This is a genomic window from Shewanella jiangmenensis, from assembly GCF_018596335.1.
Lineage (GTDB): Bacteria > Pseudomonadota > Gammaproteobacteria > Enterobacterales > Shewanellaceae > Shewanella > Shewanella jiangmenensis.
In genome coordinates this window covers 1-21,839 of sequence record NZ_JAHEPS010000013.1, presented here as the reverse complement: position 1 = coordinate 21,839, position 21,839 = coordinate 1, and the positions used below count along the sequence as shown (strand labels likewise).

19 protein-coding genes are annotated in these 21,839 nt (G+C 55.2%); 13 read left to right on the top strand and 6 right to left on the bottom strand.

Annotated elements, in window-relative coordinates:
• Positions 1–390: 390 nt before the first annotated feature.
• The 7 genes from KJI95_RS18385 to KJI95_RS18355 all read left to right on the top strand — a co-directional run bounded on the left by KJI95_RS18385 (position 391) and on the right by KJI95_RS18355 (position 8,056).
• On the top strand, positions 391–2,046 hold the full coding sequence (locus KJI95_RS18385; protein WP_214508666.1) for an anthranilate synthase component 1: 1,656 nt from the start codon (positions 391–393) through the stop codon (positions 2,044–2,046).
• Positions 2,043–2,645, top strand: a complete 603-nt coding sequence (locus KJI95_RS18380) for an aminodeoxychorismate/anthranilate synthase component II (protein WP_214508665.1) — start codon at positions 2,043–2,045, stop codon at positions 2,643–2,645. The genes KJI95_RS18385 and KJI95_RS18380 overlap by 4 nt, the downstream gene beginning before the upstream one ends.
• Positions 2,642–3,676, top strand: a complete 1,035-nt coding sequence (trpD, locus tag KJI95_RS18375) for an anthranilate phosphoribosyltransferase (RefSeq protein WP_214508664.1) — start codon at positions 2,642–2,644, stop codon at positions 3,674–3,676. Before KJI95_RS18380 ends, trpD begins: the two co-directional genes overlap by 4 nt.
• A 13-nt stretch (positions 3,677–3,689) precedes the next feature.
• Positions 3,690–5,066: a bifunctional indole-3-glycerol-phosphate synthase TrpC/phosphoribosylanthranilate isomerase TrpF gene (trpCF, locus tag KJI95_RS18370; protein ID WP_214508663.1), complete on the top strand. Its 1,377-nt coding sequence runs from the start codon at positions 3,690–3,692 to the stop codon at positions 5,064–5,066.
• A gap of 79 nt (positions 5,067–5,145) precedes the next feature.
• Complete coding sequence (trpB, locus tag KJI95_RS18365) at positions 5,146–6,339, top strand: tryptophan synthase subunit beta (RefSeq protein ID WP_214508662.1); 1,194 nt, start codon at positions 5,146–5,148, stop codon at positions 6,337–6,339.
• Positions 6,340–6,350: 11 nt separating this feature from the next.
• The gene (trpA, locus tag KJI95_RS18360) at positions 6,351–7,151 is read left to right on the top strand and encodes a tryptophan synthase subunit alpha (protein WP_214508661.1); all 801 of its coding nucleotides are present in this window, start codon (positions 6,351–6,353) and stop codon (positions 7,149–7,151) included.
• 365 nt (positions 7,152–7,516) lie between these two features.
• Positions 7,517–8,056: a cysteine hydrolase family protein gene (locus KJI95_RS18355; RefSeq protein WP_214508660.1), complete on the top strand. Its 540-nt coding sequence runs from the start codon at positions 7,517–7,519 to the stop codon at positions 8,054–8,056.
• Between the two features lie 67 nt (positions 8,057–8,123).
• Here KJI95_RS18355 and KJI95_RS18350 read toward each other — a convergent pair whose 3' ends face one another.
• Entirely contained in the window at positions 8,124–9,671 is a 1,548-nt protein-coding gene (locus KJI95_RS18350) for a hydrolase (RefSeq protein WP_214508659.1), read from the bottom strand.
• Between the two features lie 179 nt (positions 9,672–9,850).
• Between KJI95_RS18350 and KJI95_RS18345 the strand changes: the two genes are divergently transcribed.
• The 3 genes from KJI95_RS18345 to xthA are packed head-to-tail and all read left to right on the top strand — an operon-like array spanning position 9,851 to position 11,501.
• Complete coding sequence (locus tag KJI95_RS18345; protein WP_214508658.1) at positions 9,851–10,393, top strand: septation protein A; 543 nt, start codon at positions 9,851–9,853, stop codon at positions 10,391–10,393.
• 2 nt (positions 10,394–10,395) lie between these two features.
• Positions 10,396–10,695 carry a YciI family protein gene (locus KJI95_RS18340; protein ID WP_214508657.1) on the top strand — a complete coding sequence of 100 codons (300 nt, stop codon included), beginning with the start codon at positions 10,396–10,398 and terminating at the stop codon, positions 10,693–10,695.
• Positions 10,695–11,501, top strand: a complete 807-nt coding sequence (gene xthA, locus KJI95_RS18335; RefSeq protein ID WP_214508656.1) for an exodeoxyribonuclease III — start codon at positions 10,695–10,697, stop codon at positions 11,499–11,501. Before KJI95_RS18340 ends, xthA begins: the two co-directional genes overlap by 1 nt.
• A gap of 226 nt (positions 11,502–11,727) precedes the next feature.
• Here xthA and KJI95_RS18330 read toward each other — a convergent pair whose 3' ends face one another.
• The 4 genes from KJI95_RS18330 to KJI95_RS18315 form a co-directional block, all read right to left on the bottom strand.
• On the bottom strand, positions 11,728–13,167 hold the full coding sequence (locus KJI95_RS18330; protein ID WP_214508655.1) for a methyl-accepting chemotaxis protein: 1,440 nt from the start codon (positions 13,165–13,167) through the stop codon (positions 11,728–11,730).
• Between the two features lie 81 nt (positions 13,168–13,248).
• The gene (locus tag KJI95_RS18325) at positions 13,249–13,719 is read right to left on the bottom strand and encodes a DUF1097 domain-containing protein (RefSeq protein WP_214508654.1); all 471 of its coding nucleotides are present in this window, start codon (positions 13,717–13,719) and stop codon (positions 13,249–13,251) included.
• 108 nt (positions 13,720–13,827) lie between these two features.
• Positions 13,828–15,567, bottom strand: coding sequence for a methyl-accepting chemotaxis protein (locus tag KJI95_RS18320; protein ID WP_214508653.1), 1,740 nt, complete (start codon positions 15,565–15,567; stop codon positions 13,828–13,830).
• Positions 15,568–15,707: 140 nt separating this feature from the next.
• Positions 15,708–16,352, bottom strand: a complete 645-nt coding sequence (locus KJI95_RS18315; RefSeq protein WP_214508693.1) for an MBL fold metallo-hydrolase — start codon at positions 16,350–16,352, stop codon at positions 15,708–15,710.
• 168 nt (positions 16,353–16,520) lie between these two features.
• On the opposite strand from KJI95_RS18315, the gene KJI95_RS18310 reads away from it, so the two are divergent.
• Both KJI95_RS18310 and KJI95_RS18305 read left to right on the top strand, forming a co-directional pair.
• Positions 16,521–17,807, top strand: a complete 1,287-nt coding sequence (locus KJI95_RS18310; protein WP_214508652.1) for an alpha/beta fold hydrolase — start codon at positions 16,521–16,523, stop codon at positions 17,805–17,807.
• Between the two features lie 735 nt (positions 17,808–18,542).
• Positions 18,543–18,731, top strand: a complete 189-nt coding sequence (locus KJI95_RS18305; protein WP_214508651.1) for a DUF4250 family protein — start codon at positions 18,543–18,545, stop codon at positions 18,729–18,731.
• Positions 18,732–18,914: 183 nt separating this feature from the next.
• Here KJI95_RS18305 and KJI95_RS18300 read toward each other — a convergent pair whose 3' ends face one another.
• Complete coding sequence (locus KJI95_RS18300) at positions 18,915–21,095, bottom strand: DNA topoisomerase III (RefSeq protein WP_214508650.1); 2,181 nt, start codon at positions 21,093–21,095, stop codon at positions 18,915–18,917.
• A gap of 330 nt (positions 21,096–21,425) precedes the next feature.
• Between KJI95_RS18300 and KJI95_RS18295 the strand changes: the two genes are divergently transcribed.
• Positions 21,426–21,650, top strand: a complete 225-nt coding sequence (locus KJI95_RS18295; protein WP_214508649.1) for a hypothetical protein — start codon at positions 21,426–21,428, stop codon at positions 21,648–21,650.
• The last annotated feature ends 189 nt before the right edge of the window (positions 21,651–21,839 follow it).

Below are 21,839 nucleotides of genomic sequence, written 5' to 3'. Positions count from 1 at the left end.
TAGGTTATTGTACTTGAAACTATTACCAAAAGCGCCGAAAACTTTTGCCGGAGTCCATCGCGCCGCATCGCCGTCCTGGATGCGGTAAAAGCTCATGCAGGATCACTTCAGACCAAAGCCGCATAAATTATGATAAATATTCAATTGACATTAGCTCGTCGCTGCGGTTTTCTATAGCCCATAAGTCAGCTCAACGATAAGAAATTCACATGCAAACACGCCATGCTTCAATCATCATCTGGTGGTGGCACTTCCCGACTTCGCGGGTGGTGTGAAGCTTCGTGCTCGTTTGACTGAGACAAGATTCAACAAAAAGGCCCGCACAATGCGGGCCTTTTTGCATCTGGCCCGGGGACTTAGCGGCAACGATTACACCAAAAGGACATTCGGATGACTCAACCAGCTCTTGATGCCATCGCCAGAGGAACGCTGATAAAGCAGCCTCTGCCCTATCACGATGACCCATTGGCGCTTTATCAGGGCGTATGCCAGGATGCGCCGCATACTTTGCTGCTCGAATCGGCAGAAATCGACAGTAAGGAAAACCTGAAAAGCATCATCATGACCCACGCAGCGCTGCGAATTGCAGCCAAGGGTTACACGCTTGAGTTTTCAGCGCTCGATGGCAACGGCCATGCGCTGCTACCCGCTATCGCTGCGTATTTTAAGGTGGATGTGCAAGAAGCGGATGAAGACGGTAATCCCCCAGACAGCAGCAAGCTTGAGGTGGTGCTTCCGCGCGAAACCGGCCTTCTGGATGAAGATGCGCGACTTAAGTCCACCTCTCCACTCGATGGCCTGCGGGCGCTTATCCGCCATATCGATGTGGGCAGCGCCCCGGGCTTTGATGACTTATTTTTGGGCGGCGTACTGGCGTACGATTTGATTGATACTGTCGAGCCGCTGCCAAAGGCCCGCGAAGGCGCCAACAGCTGCCCCGATTACCTCTTCTACCTTGCCGACACCCTGATTTTGGTTGACCACAAGGCTAAAACCGCCGAGCTGGTATTGAGTGAGTTCCATGCCCTGGCTGCTAACGGCACAGAGCAAAGCGCCAACGGCTCTGAGCAAAACGCAAGTGGATCAGCGAATAAAGCCAGTGGCGGTATGCAGGCAGAGCTTAAGCGCCGCGCTGCGGTAATCGAAGCCATCGCCAAACGCCCAAGTGCACCCAAGCCGCTTAAAGGCGTATCCCTTGATGCCAAAGCCAGCGTCAGTGATGAAGACTTCAAAGCATCGGTGGTGGCCCTTAAAGAGCACATCATCGCCGGTGATATCTTTCAGGTGGTGCCATCAAGAAGCTTCAGCCTGCCTTGCCCGAATTCGTTAGGTGCCTACCGCGCCCTTCGCAAAACCAACCCCAGCCCCTACATGTTCTATTTCAGGAGCGGCGATTTCACCCTGTTTGGCGCCTCGCCTGAAAGTGCACTTAAGTACGATGCCAGCAGCAATCAGGTCGAGATTTACCCCATCGCCGGTACCCGCAAGCGCGGTAAAGATGCAAATGGCAACATAGATCACGACCTCGATGGCCGTATTGAGCTGGAACTGAGGCTCGATAAGAAAGAGCTGTCTGAGCACCTGATGCTGGTCGACCTTGCCCGTAACGACATCGCCCGCATCAGCCAAAGCGGCACCCGTAAAGTGGCCGAGCTTTTGAAAGTCGACCGCTACAGCCATGTGATGCATCTGGTCAGCCGCGTCACCGGTCAGCTTCGCAGCGATCTCGATGCCCTGCACGCCTATCAGGCCTGCATGAACATGGGCACCTTAACTGGTGCGCCCAAGGTGCGCGCCTCACAGCTTATCCGTGAAACCGAGCACATTCGCCGCGGCAGCTACGGCGGCGCCGTGGGCTACCTGTCCGGCACCGGCGATATGGACACCTGTATCGTTATCCGCTCGGCCTTTGTGAAAGATGGCGTCGCCCACATTCAGGCAGGCGCCGGTGTGGTGTACGACTCAGATCCCCAGGCCGAAGCCGATGAAACCAGACAAAAAGCACAGGCAGTGATCTCTGCCATCAAAATGGGAGGTGGCCTGTGAAACTCTATCTTTTGGATAACTTCGACTCCTTCACCTACAACCTGGTGGATCAGTTCCGCTCCCAGGGCTTTGAAGTGCTTATCTACCGTAATGACGTGGATCCCAAGCTGCTGGCCGACAAGATGTTTGCTGAAGAGAAGTGCGCGCTGGTGCTCTCCCCGGGGCCGGGCGCGCCACACGAAGCAGGCTGCATGATGGCACTGATTAACCTCACCGCCGGTAAACTGCCCATCCTCGGCATTTGCCTAGGCCATCAGGCGCTGGTTGAACATTACGGCGGCAAAGTTGAGCGTGCCCCAAGCGTGGTACACGGCAAGGCAAGCCCCACCGAGCACGACGGCAGCGGCATTTTTGCAGGCCTGCCATCACCCTTGCCCGTTGCCCGCTACCACAGTCTGGTCGCAACGAAAGTACCCGACTGTTTGAAGGTCATCGCCACCACTGAATCCATGCCGATGGCGATTTTGCATGAAGAGCACAAGGCGCTCGGCTTCCAGTTTCACCCGGAGTCAATCCTGACCACCCTTGGCAGCACGCTTTTGGTGCAAAGCCTTGAGTACCTCACCGGCTGCACCCTCAAAACGGAGGCCGCTCGATGAATGAATCGATTAAAGCGCTGCTGGATAAGGCTTATTTGGGCGAAAAGCTTGGCCGCGATGAAGCCGCCAGCGTATTTTCGGCGCTGGTAAAAGGTGAGCTTGATGAAATCACCATCGCCGCGCTGCTGATTGCGCTCAAAGTACGGGGCGAAACCATAGACGAGATCTGCGGCGCCGCCGATGCGCTGCGTGATGCCGCAAATCACTTCCCGCGCCCAGCCCTTGAAGGCCCGGTGCTCGATATCGTCGGTACCGGCGGCGATGGCTTTAACACCATCAATATTTCCACTACCGCCACCTTTGTCGCCGCAGCGGCCGGCGCCAATGTGGCCAAACATGGTAACCGCAGCGTATCGAGTAAATCCGGTTCATCCGATTTGCTCGGTGAGCTTGGCATCAAGCTCACCATGGCACCGCAAACCGCCGCCAATTGCTTAAAAGAACTGGGAATTTGCTTCCTGTTCGCCCCCCATTACCACGGCGGCGTAAAATACGCCGTGCCTGTGCGTCAGGCACTCAAAACCCGTACCCTGTTCAATGTGCTGGGGCCGCTTATCAACCCAAGCCGCCCCGATGCCATGCTGCTTGGCGTTTACAGTGAATCGCTGGTGCGCCCCATTGCCGAGGCGCTCTCTGCCCTTGGGGTGAGACGCGCCATGGTGGTTCATGGCTCAGGGCTTGATGAAGTGGCGCTGCACGGCGACACCCTGGTGTGCGAACTTAATAACGGCACGCTTAACGACTACCGCTTAAGCCCCGAGGACTTTGGCCTTGCGCGCATCGAGGTTTCAGCGCTCGAGGGCGGCGACCCCAAAGAAAACGCCGCGATCACCAGCGCCATATTGAAAGGCGACGGCAAAAGCGCCCACCGTGACGCCGTGGCACTGAACGCAGGCTGCGCACTTTATGTGGCAGGTCTTGCCGATACGCCGCAGGCCGGATTCAAACTTGCCATTGACACACTCGCCTCCGGCAAGGCATATGAGAAGCTTGTTGGCCTTGCGGCCATGAGCCAGCAGGACAAGGCATAAGGATTTAAGATAGATGAGCAACGTGTTAACCCGGATTATCGACACCAAATATGCCCATATCGAAGCGCTCAAACTGCGCTTTCCCGAGGCAAGCCTTATGCCCAAAGTCTCAGACCGCAGCCTGTATCAGGCCCTCGCGGCGCCCGAGGCCGGTTTTATTCTGGAGTGTAAAAAGGCAAGCCCCTCCAAAGGGCTTATCCGCGCCGACTTCAACCCTGTGGCCATCGCGTCTGTGTACAGCCGCTACGCCGCCGCGGTATCTGTGCTGACCGACGAGCAATTCTTTCAGGGCGATATGGACTATATCCCCCAAGTGCGCGCAGCAATCAGCCAGCCGGTGCTGTGCAAAGACTTCTTTATCGCGCCCTATCAGGTGAAGCTTGCCGCCCATCAGGGCGCTGATGCGATTTTGCTGATGCTGAGTGTGCTTGACGATGACGATTACCGTGCCCTCGCCGCCGAGGCCGCCAAGTACCAGCTCGATACCCTCACCGAAGTGAGCAACGAAGAAGAGCTTAAGCGCGCCATCGCCCTTAAAGCGCCAATCATCGGCATCAATAACCGCAATCTGCGGGATTTGAGCACCGACCTTGCCACCACCGAAGAGCTGGCGCCGCACATTCCGGCCGATACCCTGGTGGTGAGCGAGTCCGGGATCTACACCCATGCGCAGGTTAAGCGCCTCGCGCCCATGGTGCAGGGCTTTTTGGTGGGCAGTTCACTGATGGCCGAAAAGGATTTGGATTTGGCCTGTCGCAGGCTTATTTTCGGTGAAAACAAGGTGTGTGGTCTTACCCGCATCGAAGACATTGAAGCCGCCGCCAAAGCCGGTGCTGTGTATGGCGGGCTCATTTTTGCGCCCAAGTCGCCGCGGTGTGTCAGCGACGATACCGCCCGCGCCTTAAGCCTTGCCAATCAAGTTGCCCCGCAGCCACTGGCGCTGGTTGGGGTGTTTGTGGATGAGCCTATCGAACGCATAGCCGCCCTCGCAAGCGACCTTAAGCTTGCTGCAGTGCAGCTGCACGGCAGCGAAGATGAAACCTTTATCGATGCGCTTAAAGCCAAACTTGCGGACGGCGTCGCGGTATGGAAAGCCATTGCGGTACAAAACGATGTGGCAGACGAAATTCCCGCCAATGCCGACCGTTTGGTGTACGACAGCAAAAATGCCGAGGGTTTTGGCGGAACCGGCAGCCGCTTTAACTGGCACCTTAAACTTGCCGGTAAAGAGCGCGCCATGCTCGCAGGCGGCCTGGACGCCGACAATGCAGAAGCCGCCGCCACACAGGGCTTTTTAGGGCTTGATTTTAACTCAGGGCTTGAAACCGCCCCGGGCGTTAAGTCCGCCGAGCTGATAGCCAGGGCCTTTGCCGCGCTCAGACGCTACTGACCGCCCAGTCAGCCCCATTGCCGCCCCGACACGTCGGGGCCAGAACAGAATTGTTAAGATTGACACTTTGGAGAACAAGATGAGCGAGCTTAAACTCGACCCCTACTTCGGCGAATACGGCGGCATGTATGTGCCACAAATCCTGATCCCGGCACTTAAACAGCTGGAAACCGCCTTTGTTGAGGCCCAGCAAGACCCTGAGTTTTTAAAAGAATACCATGACCTTTTGAAAAACTATGCGGGTCGCCCAACGGCATTGACCTTAACCCGTAACCTCTCGCCCAATCCTAAGGTAAAGATTTACTTAAAGCGTGAAGATTTGCTCCACGGCGGCGCCCACAAAACCAACCAGGTGCTGGGTCAGGCTCTGCTGGCCAAACGCATGGGCAAGAAAGAAATCATCGCCGAGACCGGCGCCGGTCAGCACGGCGTGGCCACCGCACTCGCCTGTGCCCTCCTCGGGCTTAAGTGCAAAGTCTACATGGGTGCCAAAGACGTAGCCCGCCAAAGCCCCAACGTATTCCGTATGCGTTTGATGGGCGCCGAAGTCATTCCGGTTACCTCAGGCTCTGCCACCCTCAAGGATGCCTGTAACGAAGCCATGCGAGACTGGTCCGGCAGCTACGAAAAAGCGCACTATCTGCTTGGTACAGCAGCAGGGCCGCACCCCTTCCCAACGATTGTGCGTGAGTTCCAGCGCATGATTGGCGCCGAGACCAAGGCGCAGATGCTCGAAAAAGAAGGCCGTCTGCCGGATGCGGTGATTGCCTGTGTCGGCGGCGGCTCCAATGCCATTGGCATGTTTGCCGACTTTATCGACGAGCCATCGGTGAAGCTGATTGGGGTAGAGCCTGCCGGTAAAGGCATTGATACCCATATGCACGGCGCGCCGCTCAAGCACGGCAAGACCGGTATCTTCTTCGGTATGAAGGCACCTTTAATGCAGGACAAACACGGCCAGATTGAAGAGTCTTACTCGATTTCTGCGGGTCTGGATTTCCCATCGGTTGGCCCGCAGCATGCGTACCTCAATGCGATTGGCCGCGCCACTTATGAGTCGGCCACCGACGATGAGGCGCTGGATGCCTTCCAGCTGCTTGCCCGCAGTGAAGGTATTATTCCGGCGCTGGAATCTGCCCATGCGCTGGCCTACGCCCTGCGGCTCGCCAAAGAGGCCACCGATGAGCAAATCATCGTGGTGAATCTTTCAGGCCGCGGCGATAAAGACATCTTCACCGTTTCCGACATTTTAAACGGCAAGGCCATCGCATAAGGAGTACTGCCATGAACCGATATTCAAACGCCTTTGCACGCCTCACTGCCGAAAAGCGCGGCGCCTTTGTGCCCTTCGTGACCCTGGGCGACCCCGGCATTGAAGCAAGCCTTGCCATTATCGATGCCCTGGTCGAGGGCGGCGCCGATTGTCTGGAGCTGGGTTTCCCCTTCTCAGATCCCCTCGCCGACGGTCCGGTGATTCAGGGTGCCAATATCCGCGCATTGGAAGCCGGCACCACCCCGGATGATTGCTTTCGGATGATTACCCATATCCGCGCCCGCTATCCGGAGCTGCCAATTGGCCTTTTGCTGTATGCCAATCTGGTGTATGCCAATGGTATCGAAGCCTTTTACCGGCGCGCCAAGTCGGCTGGTGTCGACTCAGTGTTGATTGCCGATGTACCTGTTGAAGAGTCAGCGCCCTTTGTGGCCGCTGCCAAGGCTGAGGAGATCGCGCCGATTTTTATCGCGCCGCCCAACGCAGACCGCGACAGCCTGAAGCAAGTGGCAAGCATGGGTGAAGGTTATACCTATCTTTTGTCCCGCGCTGGCGTGACCGGAGCCGATAACCGCGCGGGCCTGCCGCTGGACTCAATCCTGAGTGCGCTAAAGGAATTCAACGCGCCGCCGCCGCTGCTGGGTTTTGGTATTGCCGAGCCATCGCAGGTACGTGAAGCCATTGCCGCAGGCGCCGCAGGTGCCATCTCCGGCTCAGCCGTGGTTAAGCGCATCGAAGCCATGAAGGATGATATTCCCGCGCTTTGCGCCGAGCTTAAAGCCTTCGCCGCCGCGATGAAGGCCGCAACCTAAGCGTTCAGATTAAAAACCGAGTAATTCACATGCTGGCGCTGCGTTTATCCAACAGCGCCAATTACCGATAAAAGCGGGCTTGGCCCGCTTTTTTATTTGCCCTGTCGTTAGCTTCTTAGTTTCCTTTGCTTCAGCGGTTCTTTTGTTTCGGCGGTTCCTTTGCCTCTGCATTTCATTTGCTTCAGCATTTTGCGTTTCGCTTTGCCTGAGACTTCGCTTTGCCTTAGACAAAGGGCGGAAAACCACAGTGTATGATGCCAGCGGGTTGACTCGGAGCCAGTCCTTCAATAAAACTTAACCCTACCAGAGACATTCGGCGCGGCGACTCAAAAGGCAGTGCCGAAACAGCAGCTAAGGAGTGGCCTATGGCCAAGGCATTGCTGGTAATTGATGTACAAACCCTGCTTTTTGAAGGTGATAAGCCCCCCTTTGACGCCGATGGCATTATTCAGCGCATCAACGCACTGAGCCACAGCGCCCGCGAAAATGCCTGTCCGGTAATCTTTATTCAGCATGAACAGCCAGGTACGCCGATAGCGCGCGATACCAAAGGCTGGGAGCTGGTAAGCCGCCTGGTGCAGGATGAAAACGATTACGTGGTGGCCAAAACCACCCCTGACAGCTTTTTAGGGACTGGACTTAAGGCACTGTTGGATGAGCTCGATGTAGAGAGCCTGGCGATTTGCGGTTACGCCAGTGAGTTTTGTGTCGATACCACGGTGCGCCGCGCGCTTGCCCTTGGCTATCCTGTTGAGCTGATTGACGATGCTCACACCACTGCTGACAAAAGCCATCTTGCGGCAAAAGACATCATAGCCCACGAAAACGCCACCCTGTGCGCCATCAAAAGCTTCGGGGTTACCGCACAGCCGGTGAAGGCGCTGGAGTGGTTGCCGAAAAGCTAAGTCGTAAACGAAATGCCAAATAGAAAGCCAAGCTTTTAATAAGAGGCCAAACTTTTAATGAAGGCGTTTAGTGTGAGTTCGAGGGCGGCACAGGCTCAGCGGTTTGCGCTTTAGTCTGAGCGTCGGCTTCAGAATGCGCCTCAGACGATGCTGAGGCGTTGTTTTTTGCTGCGGGTGCTGCAGGCGCTGTGAGCGGCAACATGTCTGTACCCTTCAGCACAGCTTCCGGCTCCGGGACCTTTTCGGCTTCGGTTACTGCTGTTTCTGCTGTTGTCGCTTTTTCATCAGCTTGCTGCACGGCAGGAGCCACCATAATCGCAGGCTGGAGCTCAGCCAGCGTGTCGGTCTGAGCGTTTCCGCGCTGAGCGTCATTGGCTTGCTCTGCATCACTCTCGGTCTCAGTCTCAGCCCCCTCAGCTTCAGCGGCAGCAGCTTCAACACCGATTGGCTCAACAACATCAGACTCAGCACCGGCATAACTTCCTTCTGGCTGACTTGCTGAAGCAGGTTTTGCGTTCATCCAGGCGCTCAGCGCCAGCGCCTGATCGTCAGTCAGAATTCCGTTATGCCCTGCAATCACCCCATCTGCCACCGCCAAGACCCACACCGCCTGACGGTTGGCATCATCGCAGCTTTGTACCGTTTTACGGGCGTGCAGCCTTGCGCGAATTTTCCAGCCAGCCCCTTCGAGTACCCGCATACAGCCGGGTTTGGCGTCATGCTCCTGCAAAGACTGCGGGATCCGCACCGCTTTGCTGCAGTCGCGCCCCGGGCACGGGTCCACATCGTGGGTAATGGCCCAGGAGTTGCCAACCGCGCGCTCGCCATCCTTTATCCAATTGAACGCCTCGCGCACCGCAAAATCGGTTTTCGATTGAAGAACGAGAATTGATGGGCCAAAACCTTCAGGGCTCAACCACTTATCGAGAGGCTGGTACTCTTTGGCCGAGGCGGCGGGATTCAAAAGTACGGTGAGGTGGCTTTCGCCGCGACCGCTCGCCAGGTTATCCAGCACCGCCTGCTTTCGGCCGTGCAGTGCAATCATGCCGCCAAGGCTGTGGCCTACCAGGACGTAACGTCCGAGTATGCCCTGCTGATGCAGTCCATCCAATGCACCCAGCAGGTTTCTGACGCCATTTTCGCCCACCCGCCGCGCCACCAGCTTGCTGGTGAGAATAGTTGGAAAATCCAGTGCTTCGACCTGACTGTCCGGGTCGTCCGAGCCATCAAGCCAGAAAGGGTCATACTGATCGCCCCGCCAGCCGATATAGAGCCCGACCAGACCGGGTTTATCCTTGGCCATTTGCTGATGAAAGCGTTTGAAGGCAACGAAATTGTCATCGGTGGGGGCGGCATTGTGGTGCCAGCCATGGATAAAGATAAGCAGCTCAGCGCCCGGAGTGCGTGCAAGGCGCGCCTTGAGCGCGTCGTATTGCCCCGGCAGATGCATCTCGCCGTCATCATTGAATTCAATCACATGGAAGTCAGACTGGCTTAATTCAGCGCTGACCTGATGGTAAGGCATATCCGGAATGCGGGTAGACCAAATCGACAACGCCAGAATAAGCAGCAATGCGATCTTAAAGAGAGCTATACCTTTCAACCACTTAAGCAAAACAACCTTCCGAACAGCCTGTAACCCCTCGCGGGCGGGCGGCTATTATATGCCCAAGTTCGATGCATCACCAGCGGCCAATCGCCATACCCAGCGCCCGCCACCCGTGCTACACTCGCAAACCTACAAGGTTTACGCGAGCCTGCTCGCCGGTTTAATTCACCAACGATAATGACGCCATGAAACAACTGCTTGATTTTCTTCCCCTGCTGGTCTTCTTCGCCGTTTACAAATTTGTTGATATTTATGCCGCCACCGGCGCTTTGATTGTCGCGACCATGATCCAGCTCGCGCTGACCTATGCCCTTTACCGCAAGGTCGAAAAAATGCACCTGATCACCTTTGGTCTGGTGGCGGTGTTTGGCGGCGCAACCCTGTTTTTCCATGACGATGCCTTTATCAAATGGAAAGTCACCATAGTGTATGCCCTGTTTGCGGTAGCACTGATTGCCGGACAGCTGCTGAACAAACCCATCCTTAAGGCGATGCTTGGCAAAGAAATGCAGGTTGACGACCGGATTTGGGCACATCTGACCTGGTACTGGGTGGCCTTTTTTGTCGCCTGCGGCCTTATCAATATTTACATCGCCTTCAGCCTGTCCCAGGAAACCTGGGTGAATTTCAAGGTGTTTGGCCTCACCGCTGCCACCCTGATAAACACAGTGCTGACCGTGCTTTATCTTTATAAACATCTTCCCGAAGACCAAAAGAAGGACCTCTGACCATGTGGTATATGATTTCCGCCCAGGACGTACCGAACAGCCTGGAAAAACGCCTTGCCGCCCGTCCGGATCACCTGGCCCGTTTGCAGGCCCTGAGTGATGAAGGCCGTTTGATGCTCGCCGGACCACATCCAGCCATCGACAGCGACAATCCGGGCGAAGCAGGTTTTACAGGCTCACTGGTGGTCGCCGAGTTCGAATCGCTGGAACAGGCAAAAGCCTGGGCTGATGCAGACCCCTACATCAAGGCCGGCGTCTATGAAAAAGTCATCGTAAAACCCTTTAAGCGAGTGCTGCCTTAATGAAGGTCATATCGTTTAACATCAATGGCCTGCGCTCTCGCCTGCACCAACTGCAGGCGCTGATTGACACCCAGCAGCCGGATATCATCGGCCTGCAGGAAACCAAGGTGCATGACGAGGCATTTCCGCTCGCCGATGTTGAAGCCATGGGCTACAAGGTGTTTTACCACGGCGGCAAGGCGCACTACGGCGTGGCGCTGCTGTGTAAACAGGCACCGGAAGCGGTTGAAAAAGGCTACCCCTGGGATGATGAAGATGCCCAGCGGCGGATGATTATTGGTAAGTTCCGCCAGCCAAACGGCAGATTGCTGACCGTGATGAACGGCTACTTTCCCCAGGGCGAGAGCCGTGACCATGAAACCAAGTTTCCCGCCAAGCGTAAATTTTATGCCGATTTGCAGCGTCTGCTGACCGAGTCCTACAGCAAGGATGACGACATCATCGTCATGGGCGACATCAATATTTCGCCGCAGGATCTCGATATCGGCATCGGGCCGGATAACGCCAAACGCTGGCTTAAAACCGGTAAATGCAGTTTCCTGCCGGAAGAGCGCGAATGGCTTAAAACCCTGAAAGGCTGGGGCTTTGATGACAGTTTCCGGGTGCTGCACCCTGAAAAAGAAGGCACCTATTCCTGGTTTGATTACCGCAGCAAAGGCTTTGACGATAACCGCGGCCTGCGTATCGATGTGATCCTGACCACCAAATCCCTGACCGAGCGCCTCAAAGCTGCCGGGGTCGATTACGACATCCGCGCCATGGAAAAGCCATCAGATCACGCCCCGGTATGGAGCGAGTTTGCCTAAGCGGTCTGCCTGACAGGCTTTTGTTATCTGAAAGGCACTGTTATCTGACTGGCCTTCTGAACTGGCAGTCCATGTTAAAAGACAAGCCGGCACATTGAAAACCGCTTCGATTGCAGCAAAAAAGCGCCTTTAAGGCGCTTTTCTATTTGCATTCATCTGCTTATAAACCATGCATCAGTGATGCTGAAGCCACATGGGTTAGCAGTCAGGTACAGTAAAAGTCAGGTCAGGTGCGGTACTGGCCAAGGATATTGCCAAGTGCGTCCGATGCCCGAGCAAGCTCGCCGGACAACTCCAGCGCATTGTGGGCATTGTCGCTGATGGTGCCGGACTGATTGCGAATTTCACCGAGCTGCGCTGCAATTTCGCGACACGCAACGCTTTGCTCTTCGGCCGACGCCGCAATATGGCTTGCCATATCAAAAACTTCATTGATGGAATTGGCCATCTGCGCCACGTCCTGCCCAACCTGGGAGACGGCGCTCTGCCCTTGCTCGGCGCGGCTGACTATCTCACCTGTTATCCCGGAAAGTGCCCGGGTGCCGGTTTGCAGGCTTTCGATCATGGTCTGAATTTCCACTGTCGCCTGCTGGGTTCGTCCGGCAAGAGTGCGAACCTCATCGGCCACCACCGCAAACCCACGCCCCTGCTCACCGGCGCGGGCCGCTTCAATGGCGGCATTGAGCGCAAGCAGGTTAGTTTGCTCCGAAATGCTGTTAATCACAGTCACGACAGCGCTGATCTCCGTAGCCTCTCGGGACAGAGATTCCACCGAGCCGGAGGCATCACCAATTTTGGCGGACAGATCCGCGATGCCGGCAACGGTGGCGCTTATTCGTTTCTGACTGTCCTGCACTGCGCCGGCGTTTTGCCGGGTTTGACTGGACGTGGACGATGCGTTGGCCGACACCTCTTCGATAGCCGAGGTCATTTGCGACATGGCAACTGATACGGAATCCAGAAACTGGTGCTGCTTACGGGCCAAATCATCACTGCTTTGCGCCTGAGATGAAAACACGCCGGAGGCCTTTTTTAAGGTGTCGGCGTTGCTTCGAATAGCGCTGACCATGTCGCTCATATTATCGGCGCAGCGATCGATTTCGCGGGCAATCAGACTGAAATCATCGGTGCCGAAAAAATTAAGCCGCTGGGTAAGGTCGCCATCAGCCAGCCGCTTGATGGCCATATACATGTCCCACAGGCCGCCGCCAAGGGAGGTGGAAATCCAGTAACTTAGCTGAAAAAGCGGTAACAAGCCGATAGCAGCCCACCACAACATCATTCTTGCATCGGCGCGGGTACTGGCTTCATCTGCCGCCACATTGGCACTGAGATACCAGTTGGTGCCGCCGATATTGGCAGCGGCTGTGACTCTGTCGCCCTCTCGCCCCGCACTGCCAGTCGGCGACAGACCATGGCGCGCGGCAAACTCACCCAGTGAGTCGCTGCCAAAGGTGCCGTTATTCGCGACCTCAGCGAGGGCCTGCGCCCTTGCTTCCACCCGCGCGGCACTGGCCGCTTCAAGGGTTGCAAGCTGCAAACGGTAGTTACCAATAGCAACGGCGGACGTGATGGCGGCCACCATGGAGCACACCAGCCAGAACTTGCCATTGAGGCTGAACTTAATCAAAAAAGCATCTATTTTTCTGAACGTTATTTGCTTCATTACGCCTATCTCCATCACGGTCGTGCGCGTGTGTAACAAGCCGCCCGCGCCAGCGGTATTGAACGGTGTCCGACGTTGAAGTTACTTCGACTCTTCGGCCGAGGTGAACGGCAGCATCCGGGCGAACAGGTCGCCAAGCCGGCTCATGCCAAACCCCATCACAGCCCCCAGCATCAGTGGCAACCAGGCGGATGCGACATCGCCATTGAGGGCAAACACCACACAGCAGCCAATAAAGGCGGCCGGAATAAACGCCAGCAAACGCTGCGCGGCCTGCAGGCACATGGCGGCAGTGACAAGACCGGTCAGAACCGCGCTGCCAGCGCCGCCGAGCAAGTCTGTGCCAAAAAATACCACCCATGCCCAGAACACCCCGGACAGGGTCGCCGCCCAGGTTGCCAATACCCCCTTGATGGAATGCTCCCCAAGTGCGGAATACGCGCTGCAACCCAGAAACCCGGCCCAGGTACTAAGCGCAAAACTGTCTGAGCCCCACACCCAAACACCGGCCAATAACCCTGCCGACAACGCCACTGGCAGTCGTTCAACCATAATAAACCCCGTCTTTTAATGTAATTGGGTAACAATAATTGAAACGGGATTACAAAACACTGACAAAGGCCAAATAGTCAGGCGATTTTCACCGCCTGACACGGGGCATTAAAAGCGAAACTCGGCGGCCTGCTCACTCATCTTGCTTGCTTTGGAGTCGAGTTGGGTACAGGTTTGCTCCAGGCTGTCGATAATGCTTTTTACCATCATGGAGGAGTCGCGAATGACCATCAGGCTGTTGGCAATGTCACGGGACACCAGCGACTGCTCTTCGGTGGAGGTCGCAACCTGAGTGTTAACGCCGTGAATGGCCGCGGTACTTGAGCGAATATCCTCAAACACTTCAACAATATGCTTAAGTTCATCGCCGGCTTTTTGCATCATGCCGGCGGCCTGGGTCACCGAGTTATTGACCTGACTGGTGCGGCTTTGCAGGCTCGCAACTATATCGTCAATTTCCTTGGTGGACTCTTGGGTGCGCTGGGCAAGTGAGCGAACCTCATCGGCGACCACCGCAAATCCCCGTCCCTGCTCACCCGCGCGGGCAGCTTCGATGGCAGCGTTGAGCGCCAGCAGGTTAGTTTGCTCGGCAATGGCCTTGATAACACTGAGCACATTGCTGACCTGAGAGCTTTCATTAACCAGATGCTGCATGGCGCCCTGGGTGTTGCCAAACTCCTGCTCCAGCACGCCCATGGCGCGCATGGCGTTATGCACTGTATCCTGCCCCTGAGTGACGTGATTTTCGTTTTCGGCGGCGCGGCTCTCTGCATCCTGCGTATTTTCACTGACATGGCTTAAGGTGGCGGTCATCTCCTCCATAGCACTGGCGCTGGTATCGAGCTCTTTGGCCACCGAGTCGGAGTTTTCCCGTGAAGCATTCACCGCCTGACGGGTTTGGCGGGTCAGCTCAACAACCTCGCGGGCGATTTGATCGGTACTCTTGAGTGAATCGGCAAGCGCAGAAATAAAGCTATTGATTTGCCTTGCGATATCGCCGATTTCGCCTTCAGCCGCTACCGTGATCCGCTGGCTTAAATCCTTGGCCCGCTGAATGTCATTCAGCTCGCGGCTAGTTCGGCTCAGCGGGTTAACGATATTGCTTTTCACCGACCAGAAGCCGAGCGCTGCCACAGCCAGCACCAGCAGCAACGCCAGTTGCGACCACGTCAGCGCCGAGTGAAGCTCACTCAGCCGGGTATCAAATTCAACGCCGGTACGTTCATCAAGCTCGGTAAAAAATTTATCGATGGGGGCCATGATTTTGGCCTTTTCGGCGTGGTACTTATCGCTGTGCAGCAGCTCACGGGCAAGCTTAAGATCGGGGTCACCCTGCTTGGTGTATTTCTGGGTCGAAGGGTCAAGGAAAAGCCCCTTAACGGCATTCATCGCCTCCACTTCAAGGTCAACCAGCGCATCCGAGTTACGCTGTGCCTCATCCAGAAAGGCGAATTCATCTGCGGTAAACCCAAGCTCCTGCATCATGGCTTTAATTGCCTGCATTTTGCCGTCGGGCTTTGGCTTGTCGCCGTAATTAAGCACCAGATCCCAATAAATTTGATGGTATTTTTCAGGTCTTGGCTTTTCACCGTTACGGATAGCCAGAATGTCCAGATACATACGCTCGTACTTTTCATCGCCGGTGAGCGCATAGGTCCGGGCAAGGCGGGTCAAATCATCGGAGCTTTGCCGCAGTTCATCGGCAAGCTGGTAAGAAAGGTAACGTACTTTGGCGGCATTATTCAGGGTATCAATCCTGTCACCCACCATATAGGTCAGCACACCTGTGACCAAGGCGGTCACCCCAATTGCACCAAACACCAGGCTCATCATTTTTTTTGCGTTCATAACTTCCCCGGAAAGCAGACCAATTCACCTTCCTAAGTGTAGAAGCTATGACAAGAAATGAGCCGAATTTCTGACCGTTAGTGATAACAATTGCATGAAGGCGCCGACAACGGGCGATGCGGCGCCGTCAATTCATGCATTCAATCGAGCAGCTGATCGGCCACAAAGGGATTGTGGGCACGCTCTTCTGCAAAGGTCGACATAGTGCCGTGGCCGGGGATAAAGGCAACATCGTTACCAAGTGGCCAGAGCTTTTGGGTGATGGAATGGATAAGGGCGCTGTGGTTTGAGCCCGGAAAATCGGTGCGGCCGATGGAGCCGCGAAACAGCACGTCCCCGACCAGGGCAAGCTTGGCTTCGCGATTAAAAAGCACAATATGGCCGGGAGTGTGTCCGGGGCAGTGGATAACCTCAAGGCTGCAGTCACCCACACTGACGGTTTCGCCTTCTTCAAGGTAACGGGCCGGTTCAAAGGCATCGCAATGGGCAAAGCCGAAATTCTGGCTCTGACGCGGCAGGTTCTCCAGCCAGAAGCTGTCGTCCGAGTGTGGGCCTTCAATGGCAACCCCGGTTTCATCGGCGAGTTTAGCCGCGGCGCCGACGTGGTCAATATGGCCATGGGTCAGCAGAATCTTATCGAGGGTTACCCCGAGCTGTTCGATTGCAGCGTAAATCCGCTCAAGGTTTCCACCCGGGTCGACCACAGCCGCCTTGAGTGTGGTTTCGCACCAGAGCAAGGTGCAATTTTGCTGAAACGGCGTCACCGGAATGATCTGGTATTTCATCATCGCATTCTCTGTGTTGGCTTTGTCGCTAGATTAAGGGATAGCCCAATTGTGTGCCAGATTTATCCGGCGCAAATTGATCTTGATGATGCTTTTACGCACTCGGCCTCTTTTTGCACTCTTTTCTTTTGTATACAATCGGCAAAAATTCCACAGGTCTAACAGAGTATGACGACTCACTATTCATTGCCACATATGCAGGTTACCAAGCTCGAGTTTGATCTGCCGCTCGATTATCACCAAGCAGATGGGGAAAGGATCCGGGTGTTTGCCCGCGCCCTTGAGCGCAGCGACAAACAAGGCCGCGAACTGCCATGGCTGGTGTATTTTCAAGGGGGCCCCGGGTTTGCGGCCCAGCGCCCGGTAAGCCACTCAGGCTGGATTAAACGCGCGCTGGAAGAATACCGGGTGCTGCTGCTCGACCAGCGTGGCACAGGCCTGTCAAGCCCCATCAACTGGCAAAGCCTCGCGCACCTGTCACCTGTTGAGCAAGCTGCGTATCTGAGTCACTTTCGCGCCGATAACATAGTGCGCGACGCCGAAGCTATCCGCGCCGAGCTCTCAGCCGATAAACCCTGGACTATCCTTGGACAAAGCTTCGGCGGCTTTTGCGTGCTCCATTACCTGAGCGTTGCCGCCGCGGGCCTCAAAGAAGCCTATATCACCGGCGGGATCCCGCCGCTTGGCCGCAGCGCCGATGAGGTATATCAGGCAACCTTCAAGCGGGTTGTTCAAAAAAACCAGGAATTCTACCAGCGATTTACTGATGCCGAAGCCCTGGTTTCAAGGCTGCGCGACTATCTTAAAGACCACGAGGTGATGCTGCCGGGCAACATTCGCCTTAGCGTAGAAATGTTGCAGCTACTCGGTATTCATCTCGGGATGGAAGACGGACCGGAAGCCGTGTACTACCTTCTCGAGCAGGCGCTGCAAACCACACACTCCGGCTGCAAAATCAATCCGCTTTTTATCGAGCGCTTTACACAGATGCTTGATTACAATACCAATCCACTCTTTGCGGTGCTGCACGAGGCCATTTATTGCGAGCAGCAGGCATCACAATGGGCCGCGGAACGGGTAAGAAGCACCCTGCCTGAGTTTGCACCGGAAGCGGAAAAGCTTCTGTTTACCGGTGAGATGATTTTCCCGTGGATGTTTGATTGCTTTTCAAACCTTCAGCCACTTAAGGCCTGTGCAGAGCTGCTGGCGGCCAAGTCCGACTGGCCTAGGCTGTACGACGCTGCTGCTCTGTCACAAAATCAGGTGCCCGTGGCCGCCGCCGTTTATACCGGGGATATGTTTGTTGAAATGGCCTACAGCCTCGAAACCGCCGCCAAGATAAGAGGGATTAAGACCTGGGTTACCTCTGAGTACGAACACAACGGCATTCGCATGGATGGCGAGCGAATTTTCGATAAACTCATCGCCCTCAATCGCGGAGACTGCCTAAGGTAGCGCCAGACCGATAACGTTATGGCATGAACACCAAAGTTAGGGCGTGAACGTCAGGTGTCAGGCCAAACACCCAAGCGACAAGCCCAATTTCGCAGACAATTTCGACAACAACTGCGTAACACAAACAAAATCGGAGTGATTTCAGCCTTGGTTAAGTCAGGCTTGGCACACTGAGCTCAGTTCCTCCTCTATTGAGCGTTTGTGTTAACCAATTTGGTTATCGCTTTCCTGTAGAGTAAGCCAAATTTTGGCTTACTCTTTTTTTTGCCTGATACTCAAGCTGGCATCAGTAATCTGCTTTTTGTTAATTCCGGTGCCTGCGGCCTCGTTTATTTAGCTTAACAGTGATGTCTGCAGCCCGATGCGTGAATGACCAGTTCCCTGAATGCCAGTGCTCTGAATCCAAGTGCTCTGGTTTTGTGGGCTCTGCCCACCAAAGCTCGGAACTTCCGAATTTGCTGCAGAACTCTCTATACCGGAACTCTCTATACCAGAACTCTATATACCGGAACGTTGGATAGTACGGCTTTAAGATACAAGGCTTTGAGATACACTGATTTAGCTCCCCTGACTGTGAAGCACTGAGTTTGGCTTCTGACAATCATGACGCCAGATGTCAGATGTCAGATGTCAGATGTCAGATGTCAGATGTCAGATGTCAGATGTCAGATGTCAGCAGCCTGTAGGCCACAAACAATTGTTTCATCACGCCAATTCTCAATGAGGAACCCGCAGATGGAAATTCGTCACCCTGAATCACTGAGCGCCGAAGTTTTAGTTGGCATAGTTAACGAAAAACTGCGTCTGAACTGCAAAGACAAGGCCGCGCTGCTTTATGACCTCGGCATGGATGAACCGGCGCTGGATGCCAAACTGCACAGTTTCATCTACGATGCCAAATGCAATCAGTACCGAAGTAAGTAGCACCACCCGTAAGCACAGTAGTTAACGGCGTCACAGTTAAAGCAGTGAAGTCGATAACAGCACCGAAGCTAATATTAAGTGCTGCAGCTCAAACGGCAGCTATGGCGACACGGCAGGCCTTGCTTTAACGGCGATTCTTTTACGGCTTCGCGTCGATAGTTTTACGGCTTCACGTCGATAGTTTTACGGCGTCGCGTCGATAGTTTTGCGGCTTCGCGTCGATGTGGAGCCCGGCTTGCCGCCGCCATAGCCGTTCCTGCGGCTATTTCCCTGACTATTTCCTTCGCTGCTTGCCATGTTATTTGCGTCGCTACTTGCCCCACTATTTTTGTAGCCATTTCGCTTGGCGGCGCCGGTTTTACGGCCTTTGCGGTACGCTGTACTTTTCGCGCCGCGCCTGAATGTCTTGCCCGGCGCTTTTGCGCCTTTTACCACGGCGGCTATGCCACTTAGCGCCATTGGCAAGGTGGCGGCAGCCATTTGGATAAGGCCATGCAGCTCGGCGATAAGCGGCTGCATAAAGCCCTGGTAAGAGAGCTGCTTTTGGCAAATATCATTCAATTGCCGCTCCCAGAGCGCCGTCATATCGGCGGTGGTTGCAACCTCGGGCAAGCTTGCAATCAAGCCCCGCCCCGCAGGGGTTGAGACGATATTTTTGCCCTGGCGCGATAAAAAGCCCCGTTTGAACAGCAGTTCGATAATCCCGGCTCGGGTCGCTTCGGTGCCAAGGCCATCGGTATCTTTAAGAATTTTTTTAATGTCGGGCGAGCTTACATAACGGGCAATGCCTGTCATGGCAGCAAGCAAGGTCGCGTCATTGAAAGGTTTGGGCGGCTGGGTTTGCCTCGCAATGAGTTCACCATGGCTGCAATCGGCCTCATCACCTTTTTTAAGCGAAGGCAAAGGCGCTTTTTGTACCCCGTCAGTATCGTCACTGCCGTCGTCCCCTCTGCCTTGCTGGCCAGCGGCTTGTCTGTTGTTCTCGCCGCCATCTGCACTGGTCTTCTGATACAAAGCGCGCCAACCAGCACGCTTTTCGACTGACGATTTGGCAATAAATACCCCGCCTTCGATGCAGAGGTTTATCTCGCTGTCAGCAAGCAGCCGATGGGGATAAAACTGCGCCAGATATTGTCTGGCAATGTGCTGATAAAGCTGACGTTCCTTCACGCTTAAGGCACCAAGCGCGGCGCGTTTGGCGGTTGGCACTATGGCGTGATGAGCATCGACTTTGCTGTCATCCCAGGCCTTGGACACAAGCGCCAGATTGGGCGCATCACAGCCCTCTACCAACTCCGGGGCATTCGCCAACACGGCGCCCACCACGTCGCCTGCCAACGCCAGCTGCTCTTTGGGCAGGTGACGGCTGTCGGAGCGCGGATAAGTGATAAGCTTATGGCGCTCGTACAGGCTCTGTGCCGTATCCAGCACCTCCTTGGCACTCAAGCCAAAACGCCTGGCGCAATCGATTTGCAGCGCCGACAGACTATATGGCAGCGGCGGCGCCTGTTTTTTCTCTTTATGACTTACATCGGTGACGGTGGCGACCTTACCGGTAATACGGCTAACCACAGTCTCTGCAAGGCGGCGCGACAACACTCTGCCCTCTTCATCCATATAAGGCTGACAGGCTTGGCTTGGCTGCCACTTGGCACAAAAAGGCTCGCCTTTGGCGGTGATGATATGGGCCAGCACCTCAAAATGATCTTTTGGAACAAACGCCTCGATGTCGGCGTCGCGCCGCACCACCAGACCAAGCAGCGGCGTTTGCACCCGGCCGACCGACAGCACGCCCTGGTAGCCAACCTTACGCCCCTGCAGCGTGTAAGCCCGGGTCATGTTAAGGCCATAAAGCCAATCGGCGCGGCTTCGTGCCAGCGCCGAGGTGGCCAGCGGCACAAACTCTTTGTTGCTTCGAAGCAGCCCAAGCGCACGGCGCACGGCATCAGGGTTCAAATCGGAAATAAGCAGGCGCTGGGTAGTGGCAAGCTTTGCTGCACTGACCTTAGCGTGAGATAACACCTCATCGACCAGAAGCTGCCCTTCCCGATCAGGATCGCCAGCATGCACCAAAGCGCTTGCCTGCTTTATCAGGCGCTTTACCACCGCGAGCTGACTTTTGGCAGAGCTTCGCGGGCTAAGTTGCCACTCGGTCGGGATAATGGGCAGATGTTCCAGTTGCCACTGTTTGTATTCAGGTGAATAGGCATCCGGCTCGGCCTGCTCCAATAGGTGGCCTATGCACCAGGTCACGCAATCACCATTCCCAAGCTCAATAAACCCGTCCCCTTTTTTATGGGGTTTGGGCAACACATCGGCGATGGCGCGGCCAAGGCTGGGTTTTTCGGCAATGTAGAGGATCATGGCGAATCACTGTATGAATTTACAGTAAATGTAGCGAACTTTGCCGACGGGCGCAAATCGATTCGTCTGCTGTGGCTATCGCCGTTGCAGCGTTCCTATAAAAAAACCATCACACTTGCCACGACCGAACCCGCCCTCTGTGTAAATTTTGTTGAGAACAATTCTCAACAATATCAAAATATCAGCCTGTTTGTCCATCTCTGCGTAGCTTTACGAAATCGGCAGTCTGCCGTGACATAACTGCAGCGCCATGCCAGCGCAGCATGCCAGCGCGGCTGAAGTGGACACTGCCGCGTTTCGCGCAGAGTAGGGTTAATACCGAGGTACACCATGAAGTCACAACGAACCCTTATCTCCCATCAATGGCTGGTTTGCTCGGCCGTGTTAATGCTTGGCACCATGCTGGCATTGCCGGCGCGCTATTGGCCACTGGTATTGTTGCCGCTGGTTTGTATCGGCAAGCAGTGCTGGCATGCTCGCTCGCCCGGCAAACGCACCCTAAGCGCTATTTTTGTACTGTGGCTTGGCTGCTTCAGTGCTGCGATGTGGATGTAAAAGCAAGAGCGAAAAGCCGCTGAAGGGGCCCGCAGAGACAAAGCAAGAAGGCCTGAATAAGATGTAATAGCTCAGACCTGATCTGACAGTTACCCGATTTTGGGGTGCCGTTGTCAGATTAGATTTGGGCTAAATTCTTTTCAGCCCAAACCCGTTTTCCATCAATTAATGTAGCCATCGGTGTGCGAC